The organism is Pseudomonas sp. 29 (genome assembly GCF_002754355.1).
Taxonomy (GTDB): Bacteria; Pseudomonadota; Gammaproteobacteria; order Pseudomonadales; family Pseudomonadaceae; genus Aquipseudomonas; species Aquipseudomonas neuropathica.
The window spans coordinates 670,989-689,109 of the sequence record NZ_PEEY01000001.1; the positions used below are offsets into that span (position 1 = coordinate 670,989).

General features: G+C 61.6%; 7 protein-coding genes. 1 reads left to right on the plus strand and 6 read right to left on the minus strand.

Annotation, left to right across the window (positions count from 1 at the left end; all coding sequences use genetic code 11):
- Nucleotides 1–124: 124 nt before the first annotated feature.
- The 3 genes from hemB to CLU80_RS03125 form a co-directional block, all read right to left on the minus strand.
- Complete coding sequence (gene hemB, locus CLU80_RS03115; protein WP_034154617.1) at nucleotides 125–1,099, minus strand: porphobilinogen synthase; 975 nt, start codon at nucleotides 1,097–1,099, stop codon at nucleotides 125–127.
- Between the two features lie 254 nt (nucleotides 1,100–1,353).
- The gene (locus CLU80_RS03120) at nucleotides 1,354–2,052 is read right to left on the minus strand and encodes a glutathione binding-like protein (protein ID WP_099756730.1); all 699 of its coding nucleotides are present in this window, start codon (nucleotides 2,050–2,052) and stop codon (nucleotides 1,354–1,356) included.
- Between the two features lie 84 nt (nucleotides 2,053–2,136).
- Nucleotides 2,137–3,543: a hypothetical protein gene (locus tag CLU80_RS03125; protein WP_286079694.1), complete on the minus strand. Its 1,407-nt coding sequence runs from the start codon at nucleotides 3,541–3,543 to the stop codon at nucleotides 2,137–2,139.
- A gap of 404 nt (nucleotides 3,544–3,947) precedes the next feature.
- Between CLU80_RS03125 and CLU80_RS03130 the strand changes: the two genes are divergently transcribed.
- On the plus strand, nucleotides 3,948–4,622 hold the full coding sequence (locus tag CLU80_RS03130) for a histidine phosphatase family protein (protein WP_099756731.1): 675 nt from the start codon (nucleotides 3,948–3,950) through the stop codon (nucleotides 4,620–4,622).
- A 119-nt stretch (nucleotides 4,623–4,741) separates the two neighbouring features.
- On the opposite strand, the gene mnmH is transcribed toward CLU80_RS03130, so the two are convergent.
- The 3 genes from mnmH to CLU80_RS03155 form a co-directional block, all read right to left on the minus strand.
- Nucleotides 4,742–5,845 (minus strand): tRNA 2-selenouridine(34) synthase MnmH, encoded by a 1,104-nt coding sequence (gene mnmH / locus CLU80_RS03140; protein WP_099756732.1) that lies wholly within the window; start codon nucleotides 5,843–5,845, stop codon nucleotides 4,742–4,744.
- Complete coding sequence (selD, locus tag CLU80_RS03145; protein ID WP_093433889.1) at nucleotides 5,845–6,879, minus strand: selenide, water dikinase SelD; 1,035 nt, start codon at nucleotides 6,877–6,879, stop codon at nucleotides 5,845–5,847. Before selD ends, mnmH begins: the two co-directional genes overlap by 1 nt.
- 230 nt (nucleotides 6,880–7,109) lie before the next feature.
- On the minus strand, nucleotides 7,110–17,636 hold the full coding sequence (locus tag CLU80_RS03155) for an autotransporter-associated beta strand repeat-containing protein (protein WP_099756734.1): 10,527 nt from the start codon (nucleotides 17,634–17,636) through the stop codon (nucleotides 7,110–7,112).
- Between the last annotated feature and the right edge of the window lie 485 nt (nucleotides 17,637–18,121).

The following is an 18,121-nucleotide window of genomic DNA, read 5'->3' on the forward strand; positions in this document are numbered from 1 at the left end:
ACACCACAAAACCCTGTAGGAGTGAGCCTGCTCGCGATAGCGTCGTATCAGTCAACATTGATGTCGGTTGGCACGACGCTATCGCGAGCAGGCTCACTCCTACAGTTTGGATTTGCGTTGTTACTTAGATCCCGGCCAATGCCAGATCCATCGCAAAGTAAGTAAAGATCAAATCAGCACCCGCACGCTTGATCGCGCCCAGACTCTCTCGCACCACGCGATCCTCATCAATTGCCCCGGCCTGCGCGCCGAACTTGATCATCGCGTACTCGCCACTGACCTGATACGCCGCCAGCGGCAGGTTCGAGGCTTCACGAATGTCGCGGATGATGTCGAGGTAAGCGCCGGCCGGTTTGACCATCAGCGCATCGGCGCCTTCCTGCTCGTCGAGCAGCGATTCGCGCAGGGCTTCGCGGCGGTTCATCGGGTTCATCTGATAGCTTTTGCGGTCGCCTTTCAGCGCACTGCCACCGGCCTCGCGGAACGGGCCGTAGAGTGCCGAGGCGAACTTGGTCGAGTAAGCCATGATCGGAATCTGGGTGAACCCGGCCGCGTCGAGTGCCTGACGAATCGCCCGCACCTGACCATCCATCGCCGCCGACGGCGCGATCACGTCGGCACCGGCGCGAGCAGCGGCTACAGCTTGTTTGCCGAGGTTGATCAGGGTCTGGTCGTTGTCGACTTCATGGTTGTGCATCACGCCGCAGTGGCCGTGATCGGTGTATTCGCAGAAGCAGGTGTCGGACATCACGATCATCTCCGGCACAGCGTCCTTGGCGATGCGCGACATGCGCGAGACCAGACCGTCTTCGCGCCAGGTGTCGCTGCCGTTGCTGTCCAGATGATGCGACACGCCGAAGGTCATCACCGACTTGACGCCAGCACGGGCATAACGCTCGATTTCGCTGGCCAGTTTGCGCTCGGGAATGCGCATCACCCCGGGCATGCTCTTGATCGGCACGAAGTCATCGATTTCTTCCTCGACAAAAATCGGCAGCACCAGATCATTCAGGCTGAACTCGGTTTCCTGGAACAGGCTGCGCAGGCTCGCATTGCGGCGCAGACGGCGGGGACGTGCTTCGGGGAACTGACTGGACATGGGGGCCTTTCCTGAAAACGGCAGATGAGACGAAAGTCGTAGGGGGCGAAGCTTATGCCTTGCGGGGCGCGCGGTACAAACCTGGATCAATCAAGAGTGCATTACCGGGGGTGTAATAATCCCTGTGGCACAACAAATCCCCTGTGGGAGCGAGCTTGCTCGCGAAGTTGGTGTATCAGCAATAGCAATGCTGGCTGACACGACGCCTTCGCGAGCAAGCTCGCTCCCACAGGGTTATGTGTATAGCCCTGAGATTACGAGGGGATGGTCAGGCCGCGAATGACCGCTGGGCGGGCGAGGAATCGCTCGAGTACGCGGGTGACATTCGGGAAGTTCTGGATGCCGACCAGATCACCCGCTTCATAAAACCCGATCAAGTTACGCACCCACGGAAACGTAGCGATATCAGCGATGGTATAGCGCTCGCCCATGATCCAGTCACGGCCCTCGAGCCGGCCGTCGAGCACCTTGAGCAGACGTTTGCTTTCATCGACGTAACGATCACGCGGGCGCTTGTCCTCGTAATCCTTGCCAGCGAATTTGTTGAAGAAACCGAGCTGGCCGAACATCGGACCGATGCCGCCCATCTGGAACATCAGCCACTGGATGGTTTCGTAGCGCTGCGCACCTTCCTGCGCGAGCAACTGGCCGCTTTTGTCGGCCAGATAAATCAGGATCGCACCGGATTCGAACAGCGCCAGTGGCTGATCTTCGGGGCCATGCGGATCCAGGATCGCCGGGATCTTGTTGTTCGGGTTCAGCGAGAGGAACTCGGCAGACAATTGATCATTACTGTCGAAAGCGACCTTGTGCGGCTCGTACGGCAGGCCGATCTCTTCGAGCATGATCGAGACTTTGACACCATTGGGCGTCGGCAAGGAATAGAGCTGAATCCAGTCAGGGTACTGCGCCGGCCATTTCTGGGTGATCGGGAACGCGGACAGATCGGTCATGGGAAGCATCCAGTCACAAATTAAAGCCAGATCATAATTCAGAGCCGCCGCAGCCTGTGATCTTTTGGCCAGTGCTCGCCCACATCAATCCTCGATAAGGCTGTCAAGCCACGCATATTCAATTTTGTTGCGCTGCAACGTCTGCAGGCTTTTCGCCGCGTAAACAACGCTGTCAGCATTGTTCGCGGCCATGTGCGCGCGCATTTGCGAATTGGCATTGAACAGTTCAACCGCCGTATGAAGATCCAGATCGTCGTCGACGCCCAGGTAGTCACTGACGCCGAACAAAAAGCTATCGTGATCGTCCCCGAAGGCCTTCAAGTAATCGACCGTCAATCCACCACGCATGATCGCTTCGGAAACACCGCGCTCCGGCACGTCATAAATGCTTGGCAAATCCGGGCTCAACAGACCTTGCAGATGGTTGCTCAGATAGAAGAAATCCGCGGCATTGGGCCCGATGGCCTGGAACCGGTCGACTCTGTTGGTGTGCAACATTTCATGGCCCAGCGACATACTCAAAATTCCACGTCGCATGTACTTCCGGTTGATGAAGAACCGGCCATGAAAATCTCTTTTGTACATCCATGCGGCGGCGTCATTATCGACATCAACGCCGATAAATTTTTCCTCCCCCCACACGCCCTGATACTCCCTGGACAGCGCCAGGCCTCGCGAGACTGACTCAGCGAATTGCCCTGCAACGACTCGATGGTCAGCGCCAAAGAAGCTTGTGTAAACCGCATCGGCTTCGTGCAGATTTTGACTTATGGCGTAATTGGCATCAGAGAAAACCGTTTCGATCGCCCGCAACTCCGAACGAATGAGTGCTGCCTGTTTTGGCTTGAACTGCTTCAACCCACGCGCAACCAGGGTGGCACCGATCAACGTGTCACGCTCGATCATGTCTTCGCTGCCATCATGAATCCGTTTTTTTGCGGTCGATTCATTTCTGATGCCGCGAATCAGCTCATCAATATCGATATCAATCACGTTGGCTAAGTCAGAGGAAGGCTGAGCAGCGGCGAGCTTCCACAGCCTGTTTTGCGGATCAAAGATCAGCGCCGGCCCGGAAGCTGCCAATTCGGATGCCAATGTCGCCCGATACTCGCCGGTTGCTGCTGTTTGCCGAACCTGAACGATCTCGTCGTGAGCAATATCGACGTATTGGCGCCCGTTGAAGATCCTCAAGCCCTGGGCATCGGCCGTAGGCAAGCTGGCCGGTGATTTCAAGCGATAGTGTTCAAGTGATCCGACCACAGGACGAATAGGTAAAGCCCCGGCAGACGGCAATGCTGAGACCGTGAAAGGTGTAGTCGACATTTCAGGTTGATTGGCAGCCGCCACCTGCGTTTGCGGCTCATCAAGCCGCGAATTCTTCACCGGCCCGTCGTCGGCGAGCACACCGTTGCTTCTTTTACGAGACGGGTTTGCGTCTGCCAGTCCAGGGCTGGACAGCGAGTAAGTAGCGGTTTTGCGAACAATGCCCATAAAAATCCTTTTTTTAAGAGTGCTGCCCAATGAAAAACCAGGCAGACGTCGCGATAGTCGTCTATCACACAGGCGCCATTGCAATCGACTGAGCAGCATCGGGTGCGGTACATGGATATCGCACATAAAAGGGAGTTTTGTGCATTCTCGTGGAGCCGGCGCAAAAAAACGTCTGCTGCGTCGAACCGTAACATCCTGTCGCTAACCTGTGCCCAAGCCGTTGAAGTTTGCCGCTAAAGTGCCGCGCACTCGTACGGATCGAACCAAATCGGCCCCAAGGGACTCTGAGCTATGGCTTTGTTGCAGAGGAAGCCGTTCACGACAGGGAAAACACCCGGCGCTGGGAGCCCGCGGTGTAAAGGTTTGTCAGCCTTAACCGAATTTGCTGAAGAACCTTTTATTTCATGACGATCCTTATGCGATTCGCCAAACGTTTCAAACACCGCGCATATGTGGCCCTGCCTTCCCTGCTGGCCGTCAGTGCGCTGTTCCTGTCGCTGGAGTCCAGCGAAAGCCGCGCGCAACCGGTGGACGGTACCCAGACGCTGGTGTTCCTGCGCCATGCGGAGAAACCCGAAGGTGGCCTCGGCCAGCTCAACTGTCAGGGCCTGAACCGCGCCATCGACCTGTCGACGCTGCTGCCGGAGAAATTCGGCAAGGCCGATTACGTGTTTGCCGCCAACCCGACGCGCAATGTCGAGGAAGGTGAGCTGGATAATTCCTACAGCTACATTCGCCCGCTGATGACCATCAGCCCCGCCGCGATCAAGCTCGGCCTGCCGGTGAATATTGAGTTCTCGGCCAACGACACCAGCGATCTGGCCCGCGAACTGCTGGAAGACAAGTATCACAACTCGACGATCTACACCGCCTGGTCCCACGGCTATCTGCCGGAGCTGATCAACAAGGTCGCCGGCAAAGCGGTCGGCGAGAAACAGAACATCACTGATGACTGGGCGGGCAACGACTTTGACTCGCTGTATGTGCTGACCCTGACCTGGCACAACGGCAAGGCCAGTCTGCAGAGCCACAGCTACAAGCAGGGGCTGGATCATGGCAAGGAAACCTGCCCGACCTGAGTGTTGTGTGGCCTGGCCCGGCCCCTTCGCGAGCAAGCTCGCTCCCACATTGGATCGGCGTGAAATACAAATCCCCTGTGGGAGCGAGCCTGCTCGCGAAGGGGCCAGCCGCGACAACCTCAAACTTTCTGGCTGACCCGCTCACGCAGATAATCAAGCACCGCCCCGCGCTCCCCGGCAAACTCGATCCGCCCGCCCTTCTTCTCGCGCTGAAACACATACATCGGGTCGTAATACTCACGCAGCAACCCTTCTATCCAGCCGCGATGCAAGTCCACCGCCCCACTCCGCCCCTGCTCGATCAACGCCTCTTCCATCAACAGCAGCATTCGCCGATGACGCTCGCCACCGAGGCGTTTTTGCACATTGTTGAGGCTTTCCAGCAAGCGTTCAGAGAACAACGTGAAGCCCTCTTCACCGTGCACAGCCGTAAATTCCGCTGACAGATCCACCACGTAATCACGCAGAATCCGCTCCACGCGATCGTCAAAACTGTCTTCCAGCCAGACCATCGGGTACTGCTGCATGCCCTGATACAGCGGCAGCGGCAAGGCGCAACTGCCGACCACCCGGCTCTCGTCCTCCAGCACGAACTGCGCAAACCCCGCGTCGCGTTTCTTGAGAATGTCGATGGCCAGGCGGTTTTCAAAATCGATGTTCGACGGCTGTCCGGTGGCGCGTTTGCCGAAGCTTGAGCCACGATGATTGGCGTGCCCTTCCAGGTCCAGGCCATTGCGCAACTGCACCAGCACTTCGGTCTTGCCAGTGCCGGTCATGCCACCGAGCAGGACGAAATCACATTGCGCGATGGCCTGTTCAAGGGTGTCGATGAGGAAGTTGCGCATCGCTTTGTAACCACCGCCGATGCGCGGATAGTCGATGCCAGCCTCGTCACGCAGCCATTGCTGGGTGATCTGCGAGCGCAGGCCGCCACGAAAGCAATACAGATAACCGTCAGGATGGGCGCGGGCAAAATCGGCCCAAGCCTCGATACGCTCGGCCTTCACCGCGCCCGAAACCAGTTGATGGCCCAGCTCGATGGCGGCCTGCTGGCCGTGTTGCTTGTAGCAGGTACCGATCTTCTGCCGTTCGACATCATTCATCAGCGGCAGGTTGATCACGCCGGGGAACGCGCCCTTGTGAAACTCGACCGGCGCACGGGCATCCATCAGCGGCCGATCGTTGAGGAAAATGTCTCGGTAGTCAGTGCAGTCGCGGAGCATCAAATCACCTCGACTGCGTTCGTCTGTCGCTCAACCAGTTCGCCGATTGGCGCAAGGTTCAGACCCAATTCGGCGGCAACAGCGAGGAATTCTTCATTGCCTTGCGGCGTCACCGCGATCAGCAGACCGCCACTGGTTTGCGGGTCGCAGAGCACGCGTTTGTGCAGTTCCTGCACGCGGCCCACCTTACTCGCATAGCTGTCGAAGTTGCGCAGCGTACCGCCGGGGACACAACCTTGATCGAGGTAATACTCGACGCTGTCCAGACGTGGCACACGGTCATAGGCGATGCGCGCGGTGAGCTGGCTGCCATCGGCCATTTCCACCAGATGCCCGAGCAGGCCGAAACCGGTAACGTCGGTCATCGCTGTAACGCCGGCGAGTTTGCCGAAGCGACTGCCGGGTTTGTTCAGGGTGCACATCCAGTCGCGGGCCACGCCGACGTCGGCGGCGCGCAATTTACCCTTCTTCTCGGCGGTGGTGAGGATGCCGATGCCCAGCGGTTTGGTCAGGTACAACAGGCAACCGGCGGTGGCGGTGTCGTTGCGCTTCATGTGGCGCTTCTCGACCAGACCGGTGACAGCGAGGCCGAAGATCGGCTCTGGCGCATCGATCGAATGCCCGCCTGCCAGTGGAATGCCCGCCGCGTCGCACACGGCACGGCCGCCGCGAATCACTTCACGCGCCACTTCCGGCGCCAGCACATTGACCGGCCAGCCGAGAATCGCGATGGCCATCAGCGGATCACCGCCCATCGCGTAGATGTCACTGATCGCGTTGGTCGCGGCAATCCGGCCGAAGTCGAACGGATCGTCGACAATCGGCATGAAAAAGTCGGTGGTCGAGACCACACCGCGCTCGGCATCAATTTCGTAAACCGCCGCATCATCGCGCGAGGCATTGCCGACCCACAGTTTCGGATCAAGGTTCTGGGCACCGCTGCCGGCCAGAATCACTTCCAGTACCTGTGGGGAAATCTTGCAGCCGCAACCGGCGCCGTGGCTGTATTGGGTCAGACGAATCGGCTCGCTCATGGGGGAGTCTCAGGCTGTTGATGGGGCCGATTCTAGCAGAGCACGCCGGGTCTATCCGATCGTTCCCACGCTCCGCGTGGGAATGCAGCCCGGGACGCTCCGCGTCCCTTCCGGAGCCGGAACGCGGAGCGTCCCTAGAGGCATTCCCACGCAGAGCGTGGGAACGAGCAGCTTGAGACAAGGCAAAAAAAACCGCCCTCGCGGGCGGCTAAAAGTGCTTCGACCCTAAATCAGAAGCCCAGGCTGAAGCTGATGGTCATCGCATGGTCGTTGCTGTCGTTCGACAGTTGGCCGGAGTAGCCGACCCCGAGTTTGCCGGTCGGGCTGATCTGGAAGTCGACCCCCGCTTCGACGATGGCGCTGTCCTTGGCGATCGGCACGCCTTGGGTGCTGAACGAGGCGCCGCCGTCGATGAAGGTCAGATCAGCGTCAGGCTTGGTGTCACCAAACGCATGGCGCCAGCCGAGCGCCGCGCGCGGGGTGAATTGCCCGCCGTTGGCCAGGGTGATGACTTTGCCGGCGCGCACGCCGAGGGTCGAGAAGGTGATGTCCTGATCGGCATCGGCCTCCAGGCGCCCTGCTCCGCCTTTTTCCTTGGCTTTGTCGCTGTCGTAGTTGACGTAGGCCAGACCGGCGAACGGCTCAAGGGCAATGCCGCCGGCGTCAATCGTGTAACCGACTTCACCGAACACCTGCGCACTGCGCGCGTCGTAGTTGGCTTTCAAGCGGTCGTTGTAGCTGCCGACGCTGACGTTGCGTTTGGTCTCGATGTCGTGCCAGCTGTAAGCCGCGCCGAGGCGCACGGCCAGGGCATCGAACTGCGAGTTGAGGTACGCGGCCAGATGGTAGCTTTCGACGGTGGCGTCCGAGCGACGATCATGGGCATCAAGGTCGCTGCGGGTGTAACCGGCGGCCATGCCCACGCGCCACTGGTCATCGAGTTGCTTGTCGGTGCCGAGCATGAAGCCGCTGAGGTTACGATCGAGTTTCGCCGCATTGCTGTCGCCATCCGACTCACCCCACGCGCCGAGGGCCCGCGCCCAGCCAACCATTTCGCCGTGGCAACCGTTGCTGCTCAGTTGGTTGTCACTTGGCGCCAAGGCACGGCGTGGATCATCCGCCGCGCTGCATGACGGTTGGCGCATGCGATCGTTGACCGCGTCACGCACATAGCGCGAATCCTCGAGGATGGCGCTGGCGGTGCTGGCGTGGATCTCACCGGACAGACTGTCGAAGGCATTGCGCGCACCGGCAACACTGAGGTTGACGATCTCGTTCTGCAACGCCGCACCGGCCGGGCCGTTGTTCGACAGCGCAGTAGCAGTCCGGAACTGGTTACCAGTGGCGGCGACATCGGCGAACGAATTGCCATTGCGGCTGACCATCAGGTTCACCGCGTTGGCGTCATACACCAGTGCTGTGTTGAGGAACGCGTATTGCGGCAGGTCCGCAGCGCTGAAGGTGCCATTCACGCCACCGCCCGCCGTGATCAGCGAATACGTGGTGTTGCCGGTGAACGGTGCCAGCGAGTTGACTTGCAAAGCGCCGCCCAACGTCGCAGTGCCACCGACGGCCAACGGTGTCGCGGTTGGCGAACTGACGGTCAGCGCCAGCACCCCGTCGCTCGCATTGGTCAGGTTACCGGCCACGCTCAGCGTTCCTGCTTCGGAGCCCGAGGCGACAACGCCATGGTTGACCACCGAGCCGACGCTGCCATTACCGCTCAGCCCTGCGCCGTTGGCCACGGTGACTTGCCCGCCCAGCGACGCCCGCGCCGCACGGCTGCCGACTTGCAGCACGCCTTGATCGACTGCGACCGTGCCGCTGAATGGCTGATCACCGGTCAACAGCAAGGTGCCGGTACCGCGTTTAAGCATCGCGCCCAGTCCGCGCAACGATCCATTGAACTGACCGTTGAAGTTCTGCACGAAAAACAGCGAAGCGTTGTTGAGGATATTGCCTTGCAGGCTGGTGGTGTTACCGACCAGCGTACCGCCGCTGACGGTGGTGCCACCGCTGTAGGTGTTGGCGCCGCTCAATACCAGCGTGCCGGAATCAAGTTTCTCGATACCGCCCGTGCCCACCAGCGGCGCGGAGATTTCCGCGCTCCCTCCGGCATTGACCCGCACTGGCGCGAGGCTGCCGTCCGCACCGTTGACCGGGGTCAGTGAGCCACCGGCACCCGGCGTCAGGCTGTAGCCGCCGGCGAGGAATTGCAGGCCAGTGAAGTTCTGATTGCCCTGCACGGTAACCGTACCTGCCTGACCGCCGAACACCGCGAACTGACCATTTGAAGCCAGCGCCTGAGTACCGCTCGGATCGGTCCAGTTGGTGCCCGGCCCCCAAACACCGCTGCCGCCACCGATGCTGCCGTCCGGATTGGTGGTGCCACCGTTCCAGAACTGCACCTCACCCGGGGTGCCTTGCACCAGCAGGTTGATCTGATTGGCAATCGCGGTTTGCAGGGTCAGATTGGCCGCCGACACCGGCAGGCTGCCATACACCAGACCGTTGTCGGTCAGGCTGCCGCCGTAGCTGAACAGTTGATAAACCCCAGTGCCGAAACCGCCGGCGTTGCTGATGTTCAACGTACCGTCGAGGGTCAGATTGCCGGCGACATTGACCACGGTGGTCGAACTGGCCGCCGAGCCGAAACTGAAATCCAGATTGGTCCCCGACGACAGTGCCAGCGAACCGACTGACAATGGCGTTGCCGTACCGCCACCCAGCAGCGTCGCGCCGCTGGCCAGTTGCACGGCACCCCCAAACTGGCCACCGCCGCCGATGCCCGCACCGCTGGCAACGTCGACATTGGCGCTGTTGAGCACGCCGTTGACGATCAGGTTGCCAGCCTGCACCGAGGTGTTGCCAGTGAAGGTGTTGTTGCCAGTCAGCAGCAACTCTCCAGCCCCGGTTTTGTTCAGCGTGCCGGCACCGGTGAGGTTACCGGTGTAGCTGCCGTCGGCGTTTTGCTCGAAGGTCAGCGTTGCGTTGTTGACGATCGCACCTTGCAGGCTGCTGGTGTCACCGCGCGTCGTGCCGCCGTTCAGCGTGGTGCCACCGCTGTAGGTATTGGCACCACTGAGGACGAGATCGCCGCTACCGTTTTTCAGCAGACTGCCGGTGCCGGTCACCGCACCGATCAATGTGGTGTACTGATTACCGGCGAGGGTCAGTTGCGCGCCAAGGTTGATGGCATTGGCCAGTTGCAGCGCCGAGGTGCTGTCGAGCGTGCCGTCACCGGTCACGTTAAGCGCAGCGCTGCTGATCGCACTGTTGTTGCCAAGAACCAGCGTGCCGCCGGTGAGCTGAGTGCCGCCGCTGTAAGTGTTGCTGCCGTTGAGGGTCAGGCTCGATGCGCCGGCCTTGATCAGGCTGCCGCTGCCGCTGACCACGCCGTCGAGGGTCAAAGCGTTGGAACCTGCGACATTCAAGCCACCGTTGAGCACAACATCGTTGCCCAGGCTGACGGCCGCGTTGCTGTCCAGCGCGGTGCCATCGGCGGCGGTCAATACACCAGTGCCGAGCGCCGCGTTGTTGCCAACGACAATCTTGCCGCCATTGAGCGCCGTGCCGCCGGTGTAGCCGTTGGCCGCGTTGAGCACCAGCGTACCGCTGTCGTATTTGCCCAGCGTGCCGCTGCCATTGAGCGCGACACCGATGGTTGCCGTGGCATTCGGGTCAACCCGCACCGTGGCATTGCCCAGCGAACCGTTGACCAGATTCAGCGAGCCCGCCGTGCCATTCACCAAGCTGTAGCCGTCAGTGACGAACTGCATGCCAGTGATGGTTTGCGCGCCGTTGACGGTCACCGTGCCGGCCGCGCCCTGGAACACCGCGAAGCTGTTGCCCCACGCTTGGTTGGTGGTGCCGTTGACGTCGGTCCAGTTGGTGGTGCCAGTGCCCCAAGTGCCGCTGCCGCCCTCTACCGAACCATTGGCCACAAGCTGATTGCCGTCCCAGAACTGCACGGTGACGCCCGGTGCGGTGACCAGCAGGTTGATCTGATTGGCCAGCGCGGTTTGCAGTTGCAGATCGCCCGGGCTGACGCTACCCGGCAACGTGCCGAAGAGCATGCCGTTGTCAGTCAGGCCGCCGGTGTAGTCGATCAGGCGATACACGCCGCTGCCAAAACCGCCGATGTCGCTGACATTGAGGGTGCCGTCGAGGGTCAGGTTGCCGCCGACATTGACCAGCGCATTGCCGCCACCGGACACCGGTGTGCCAAGTCCGACGTCGAAGTTTGAGTTGCCGTTGAACACCAGCGAACTGACGTTCAGCGTACTGCCAGTGACGCCAGCCAGATGACCGCCATCAGCCACCGTCACGGCACCGGTCAAGGTGCCGCTGCCACCGAGGGTGCCACCGTTGTTGACCAGCACGTTGCCGCTGGCCAGCGAGCCGTTGACCTGCAAGGTGCCGGCGTTGACGCTGGTGTCACCGGTCATGTCGCTGATGCCGCTGAGGGTCAGGGTGCCCGTGCCGAGTTTGCTCAGCCCGCCATCACCGCTGAGTATGCCGGCAAACGTGCTGCTGACGTTGTTGCCACCGAGGCTCAGCGTATTGCCAGTGCCGACCAGCGCAGTGCCGCTGCCGGTGAGGCTCGCGAGGCTGCCCGAAGCACCGAGATTGAGCGCTGCGCCGCTAGCGAGATTGACCGTGGCGTTGTTGCCCAGCGCCCCGCCACTGAGCGTGGTCAGGCTGCCAGCGAGCACATCGAACGTGCCGCTGAAAGTGTTGCTGCCGCTCAATGTCACGTCGGCCAGACCGTTTTTGCTCAGCGTACCGGCACCGGCAATCACACCGCCAAGGGTCAGGTTGTTGTTACCGGCCAAGGCCAGATTGGCATTGACGTTGAGGTTGTTGGCCAGCACCAGTGGCGCGGAATTGTCGAGGGTCGAAGCACCCGCCACGGTCAGCGCGCCACTGCCCAGCGACGCGCCCGTACCAAGGGTCAACGTGCCGGCATTCAGCGTGGTACCGCCGGTGAAGGTGTTGATGCCGTTGAGTGTCAGATTCGACGCGCCGTCCTTGATCAAGCCACCCGCACCGCTGACCACACCTGCGACGGTCAGGTTGTTGCTGCCGGTGTTGCTCAGATTGGCGTTGAGCACGACGTTGTTGCCCAGGCTCAGCGCGCTGTTGCTGTCCAACGCCGAGGCGCCGGCTACGGTGAGATTGCCCAGACCCAGCGCTGAGTTACTGCCGGCGGTCAAGGTGCCCGCGTTCAAAGTGGTGCCGCCGAGGAAGTTGTTGTTGCCGCTGAGGGTCAGGTTGGCCGCGCCGTTTTTGCTCAGGCTGCCGGCGCCGTTGAGCGTACCGGCCAAGGTCAGATCCGCCGTGCCGCCGATGCCGAGATTGCCGGCCAGGTTGACCGCGTTGTTTACCGAAACCGCCGTGCTGGCATCCAGCGTCGTACCGCCCGCCGCGTTCAACGTGCCGGAGCCGAGCGCTGAGTTCGACGCCAGAATCAGTCCGCCGGCATTCAGCGCCACCGGGCCGAGGAAAGCGTTATTGCCGCCGAGGGTCAGATTGGCCGTGCCGGTTTTGATCAAGCCACCGGTGCCGCCAATCACGCCGTTGAGGGTCAACGCATTGCTGCCGACCACGGTGAGGTTACCGTTGAGCGTCGCCGCGTTGGCCAGTGTCACCGCCGCGTTGCTGTCCAATTGCGTACCGGCATTCGCCGTCAGCGTGCCGGTGCCGAGCGCGGTGTTGCTGCCGACGATGATCTTGCCGCCGTCCAGTTGCGTGCCGCCGGTATAAGTGTTGGCACCACCGAGCACCAAGGTGCCTGCATCGAGTTTATTGAGGATGCCGCTGCCATCGATATTGGCATTGATGGTCGCCGTCACGCCCGGATCGACGCGCAACGAAGTGGTGCCGCCGGTGCCGTTGACCGCCGTGAGTTGCCCCGCCGCACCGTTAACCACGTTGTAGCCATCGGTGAGGAATTGCATGCCGGTGAACGCTTGCGTGCCGTTCACCGTCACAGTGCCGGCGCTGCCCTGGAACACCGCGAAGTCGCCGGCCCACGGCTGGTTGACCAGGCCGTTGGCATCGGTCCAGTTGGTCCCGACCGCATTCCACGTACCGCTACCGCCATCGACCACGCCGTTGGCAATGGTCTGGCTGCCGTCCCAGTAACGGATGTTGCTGTTCGGCGCCGAGACTTGAATGTTGATCTGATTGGCCACCCCGGTTTGCACCAGCAGATCGCCGAGGCCGTAGCCGACCGGCACGCTGGCGACGTCCAGACCGAGGTTGGTCAGGGCACCGGTGTAGTTGAACAGGCGATACACACCAACGCCAAAACCGCCGGCATCGGTGACGTTGAGATTGCCGTCGAGGGTGAGGTTGCCACCGACGTTCATCAGTGAAGTGGTCGACGGCGTGCCCAACGCCACATCGACATTGCTGCCGGCAGCGAGGGTCAGCGCACCGGCGGACAGTTGATTGCCCGACGACAACGCCAGATGGCCGCCGCTGTTGACGTTGACGCTACCAAGCGCCGAACCGGTGCCGGTGAGGGTACCGCCAGTGTTGACGTTGACCTGTGCACTGCCCAGCGAACCGCTGAGATCGACGATGCCGCCATTGATCGCGGTGTTGCCGGTGATGCCGTTGATCCCTGTGAGGTTCAGCGTGCCAGTGCCGACTTTGACCAAGCCGCCGCTGCCGCTGAGATCACCGTCGAACGTACTGGTGACGTTGCCGCTGCCGACGGTCAGGGTGTTGCTGCCGGTCAGTTGCACACTGCCGCTGCCGGTCAGCGCGCCGAGGCTGGCGTCACTGCCCAGATTCAGCCCGGCACCGGCACTGATGTTGACCCCGGAGGTGTTACCCAACGCGTTGGTATTGAGCGTGGTGACGCTGCCCGAGACGATATTCAGCGCGCCGGTAAAAGTGTTGTTGCCGGCGAGGGTCAGATCCGACAGGCCGTTTTTGGTCAGGCTGCCGGCGCCGTCGATGATGCCGTTCAGGCTCAAATCGTTGTTGCCGGCAACCGTCAGCCCGGCGTTCAAAGTGATCGCGTTGCCAATGCCGAACGAGGCGCTGTTATCCAGCGTCGCCGCGCCGCCGACGACCAATGCACCGCTGCCCAGGCCGTTGGCATTGCCCAATGTCAGCGTACCGGCGTTGAGCGTGGTGCCGCCGCTGAAGGTGTTGTTGCCATTGAGGGTGAGATTGGCCGCGCCGTCCTTGATCAACTGGCCAGTGCCGCTGGTGACGCCGCCGAGGGTCAGGTTCTGCGTACCGCCCACGGTCAGCGCGGCATTCAGGGCGAAGGCGTTGTTGAGGCTGACCAGCGGCGAGTTGCTGTCCAGCGTTGCGGCGCCAGCGACGGTCAGCGCACCGGAACCGAGCGCCGAACTGTTGCCGACGGTCAACGTACCGGCGTTCAGCGTGGTGCCGCCGGCGTAGTTGTTGGCGGCGTTGAGAATCAGATTGGCCGCGCCGTCTTTCACCAGACTGCCGGCGCCGCTGACCAGACCGGTCAGGGTCATATCCGCCGTACCGCCGATATTCAAGGCACCGGCGAGTGCCACGGCATTGTTCAGGCTGACCGCCGTGTTGGCGTCCAGCGTGGTGTTGGCCGCCGCGTTCAACGTACCGGAACCCAGCGCGGTGTTGCTGCCGACGGTCAGTTTGCCGGTATTCAACACGGTGTTGCCAAAATAAGTGTTGGCGCCGTTGAGGGTCAGATCGGCAGCGCCGTTCTTGGTCAGTCCACCGATACCCGCGACCACGCCGCCGAGGGTCAGCGCATTGGAGCTACCCAGGGTCAGAGTGCCGCCGAGGTTAACGTTGTTTGCCAGCGTTGCCGCAGTGCTGGCATCCAGAGTGGTGCCGTTCGAGGCGTTAAGTGTGCCAGTGCCGAGGGCGGTATTGGAGCCGACAATCAGCGAACCGGCGTTCAGGGCGGTGGTGCCGGTGTAGGTGTTGTTACCGTTGAGGGTCAGGCTGGATGCGCCGGTCTTGATTAAACCACTGCCGCCACTGATCACCCCGCCAAGGGTCAGCGCATTGGCGCCGCCGGCGGTGAGGTTGGCGTTGAGGGTGATTGCGTTGTTCAGGGTCACCGCCGTGCTGCTGTTGAGGGTACTGGCCCCGGCGACAGTCAGTGCGCCAGTGCCCAGCGCCGCAGCGTTACCGACAGTCAAGCTACCGGCGTTCAACGTGGTCCCGCCAGCGAACGTGTTTACCCCATCGAGGGTCAGGTTGGCGGCGCCGCTCTTGACCAGTTGACCGGCGCCGTTGATGACTCCGGAGAGGGTCAGACCGCTGCTGCCGCCGAGGCTCAGGGTACTGCTGTTGAGGTTGATGTTGTTGCTCAGGTTGACAGCGGTGTTGCTGTCCAGCGCTGAGACATCGATGACGTTCAATGCACCACTGCCCAACGCGGCCGCGTTGCCCACAGTGAGCGTGCCGGCGGCCAGCGTGGTACCGCCGAGATAAGTGTTGGCACCGTTGAGAGTCAGGTTGGCAAAACCGCGCTTGGTCAACCCGCCACTGCCGCTGATTACACCACCGAGGGTCAGGTCAGCGCTGCCACGCACTTCCAGATCACCGCCAAGGGTCACCGCATTGGTCAACGCGGCCGTGGTGCTGGCGTCGAGTTTGGTGCCTGCCGCTGTGGTCAGGGCACCGGTACCCAGCGCCGTATTGGAACCGACAATCAGCGTGCCGGCATTAAGCGCAGTGCCGCCGGAGAAGGTGTTGTTGCCGCTGAGGGTCAGATCGGCCGTGCCATTCTTGATCAAACTGCCGACGCCGCTGACAACGCCGCTCAGGCCCAATGCCTGAGTGCCGCCGATGGTCACCCCGCCCGCCAGCGCAACGGCGTTGGCCAATGTCACTGCGGCAGTCGCATCCAGCGTGGTACCCGCCGCCGCATTCAGTGCGCCAGTCCCCAGCGCGCTGTTGCTGCCAACGAACAGGCTGCCGGCATTGAGCAGCGTGTTGCCGCTGTTGGTGTTGTTGCCGCTCAAGGTCAGGCCGGCGCTGCCGGATTTGGTAATCCCGCCAGTGCCAGACAACACGCCGCCGAGTGTCAGGGCATTGCTGCCGAGCACGTTGAGCGCGCCAGTCATCGAGATGTTGTTGGCCAGAGTGACGTTGGCGGTGCTGTCCAGACTGGTACCGGCGGCGGTATTCAGCGCGCCACTGCCCAGCGAATCATTGTTGGTCACCAACAGGCTACCGGCGCTGAGGGTGGTGGTGCCGGTGAACCCGCTATTGGCACCACTGACGGTCAGGCTGCCGCTGCCGGTTTTGGTCAGACCACTGCTGCCGCTGATCAAACCGCCGAGGGTCAGCGCACCAGTGCCGCCGGCCGTCAAGGTGCCGCCGAGGCTGATGGCGTTGGCCAGGCTGATCGTGCCCGGTGCGCTCAATGTTGTCGCGCCGGTGACGTTGAGGGTGCCGGTGCTCAGCGCCAGGTTGTTGCCCAACTGGACGGTGCCGCCATTGAGCGTGGTGTTGCCCAGGTAGGTGTTGGCGGCGCTGAGATTAAGCTGGCCGGTACCGGCCTTGGTGAAACCGCCGCTGCCGGAAATCACCCCGCTCAGGGTGGTCGCGTTAGTGCCTTGCACGGTCACGCCACCCGCGCCGAGGGAAATCAGATTGCTGATGTTCAACCCGGCATTGCTGGCCTGCAGAGTCCCGCCGTTGGAGGTGATTACGCCGCTGCCGAAGGTGGCGTTGTTGTTGAAATTCGCGATACCGCCGTTGAGCGTGGTCGCGCCACTGACCAATGGCCCCTGCAAGGTCCAGGTGCCGCTGTTGAGGGTCAGGTTGTTGAAGTTGATGTAGGTGGCGCTCGATGCTGTGCCAGTCCCGGTGATACCGCCGCCGACGCCGGCCGGGTTTTGCAGGATCAGGCTGTTGGTGCCGCCCGCACCGCCATCCACCGTACCGGTCGGGGCGAAGGTCAGGTTGATGCCGATCAAACCGCCGAGGCCGACGCTGATCTGTACACCGTCACCGACGTTGACGCTGGAGCCGGTCACCGCCGTGAAAGTGTTGGTGCTCGCCGCGCCCATCGACACACCACCGGTAATCGCACCGGCGTTGGTGAAGGTATTGCCCGCCGCCGACGTTTCGAACGCGATCCGGCCGTTGATCACACCGGCGCTGCTGTTGGTCATGTTGACCTGCGAACCGCCGTAGACGCCGACCACCGGGGTATCCGCCAAGGTGATGCCGCCGATCGAGAGTCCGGTCGAGGTGATGGTGCCGTTGTTGGTGATGCTGGTGGTGCCGGTTGCCGCGTTGTTAACCGAAAGGGCCAGGCCGTCGATGCTGGTCAGGTTGAGCCCGAGCAACATACCCGTGCCGCGAATGATCCCGCTGGCATTGTTGAGCACACTGACCGTACTGGTCGCACCGGTGCCAATGAATGCGCCGCCACTCAACACCGAGACCAGGCCCAGTAGCGCCGGGTCGAGGGTGCCGGAGTTGTTCAGGGAGATGTTCACCCCGGTCAGGTCCATCACATGGCCGCCGAGGGTCGCGTTCATCTGCGCGCCGCTGTTGACGTTGACCGTCAAACCGCTGGTGGCACTGGAAAAGTTATTGAGAAACAGCGGCAGACTCGGCACGCCGGTGCAGGTCACGGTGGAACCTGCCGTGGAGCACGTGGCCAGCGCAGGTGCGCTGACCCCGCCGAACAACAGCCCGGCGACGCTCAGGTGCACAGCAAGGGAAAGAGGGGAAAAGCGCGAAACGAGGGCGACACCAAACCTTGCTTCCACGGGCTACTCCTTGTCGTGGCCAATTTCTTCCTTGAGCGGCGTGCACAAGCAGCGGGCTTATTCGACACGCGAATCAAGACTGCGCCGGTCATTACAAAACCGTTCTATTCCTGACACACGCTAGTCCACGCCCTGCGATGGGGCATTGGTTAAATGGCATTAATACTTTGGTGCTAGAGGTCTCTGGAATCAGCGTTTCAACCACGCAGCTATTAGCCTCGACGAGATTCAAAACTGTGGGAGCGAGCTTGCTCGCGAAGGCGTCGTGTCAGCTTGCGGATACTTTTCCGCCCCCCCGCCTTCGCGAGCAAGCTCGCTCCCACAAGGACCTGCAGGGTGCGCAAAACCGCGTCTGACCGATCAAGCAGGAAATGCAGCAAAACGATCTATTTTTCAGCTTGTTGAAGATTTTGGTACGTCTTGTGCAAACGTTTGCGCAATGGCAATTCCAGCGTTTTCGTAACAAAACCGTACAAGCCCACGGA

Excerpts from the sequence above, each read along its gene's own strand:
- CLU80_RS03120 (WP_099756730.1), bottom strand. The coding sequence starts at position 2,052 with ATGACCGATCTGTCCGCGTTCCCGATCACCCAGAAATGGCCGGCGCAG.
- selD (WP_093433889.1), bottom strand. The coding sequence starts at position 6,879 with ATGAGCGAGCCGATTCGTCTGACCCAATACAGCCACGGCGCCGGTTGC.
- CLU80_RS03130 (WP_099756731.1), top strand. The coding sequence starts at position 3,948 with ATGACGATCCTTATGCGATTCGCCAAACGTTTCAAACACCGCGCATAT.
- hemB (WP_034154617.1), bottom strand. The coding sequence starts at position 1,099 with ATGTCCAGTCAGTTCCCCGAAGCACGTCCCCGCCGTCTGCGCCGCAAT.
- CLU80_RS03125 (WP_286079694.1), bottom strand. The coding sequence starts at position 3,543 with ATGGGCATTGTTCGCAAAACCGCTACTTACTCGCTGTCCAGCCCTGGA.
- mnmH (WP_099756732.1), bottom strand. The coding sequence starts at position 5,845 with ATGCTCCGCGACTGCACTGACTACCGAGACATTTTCCTCAACGATCGG.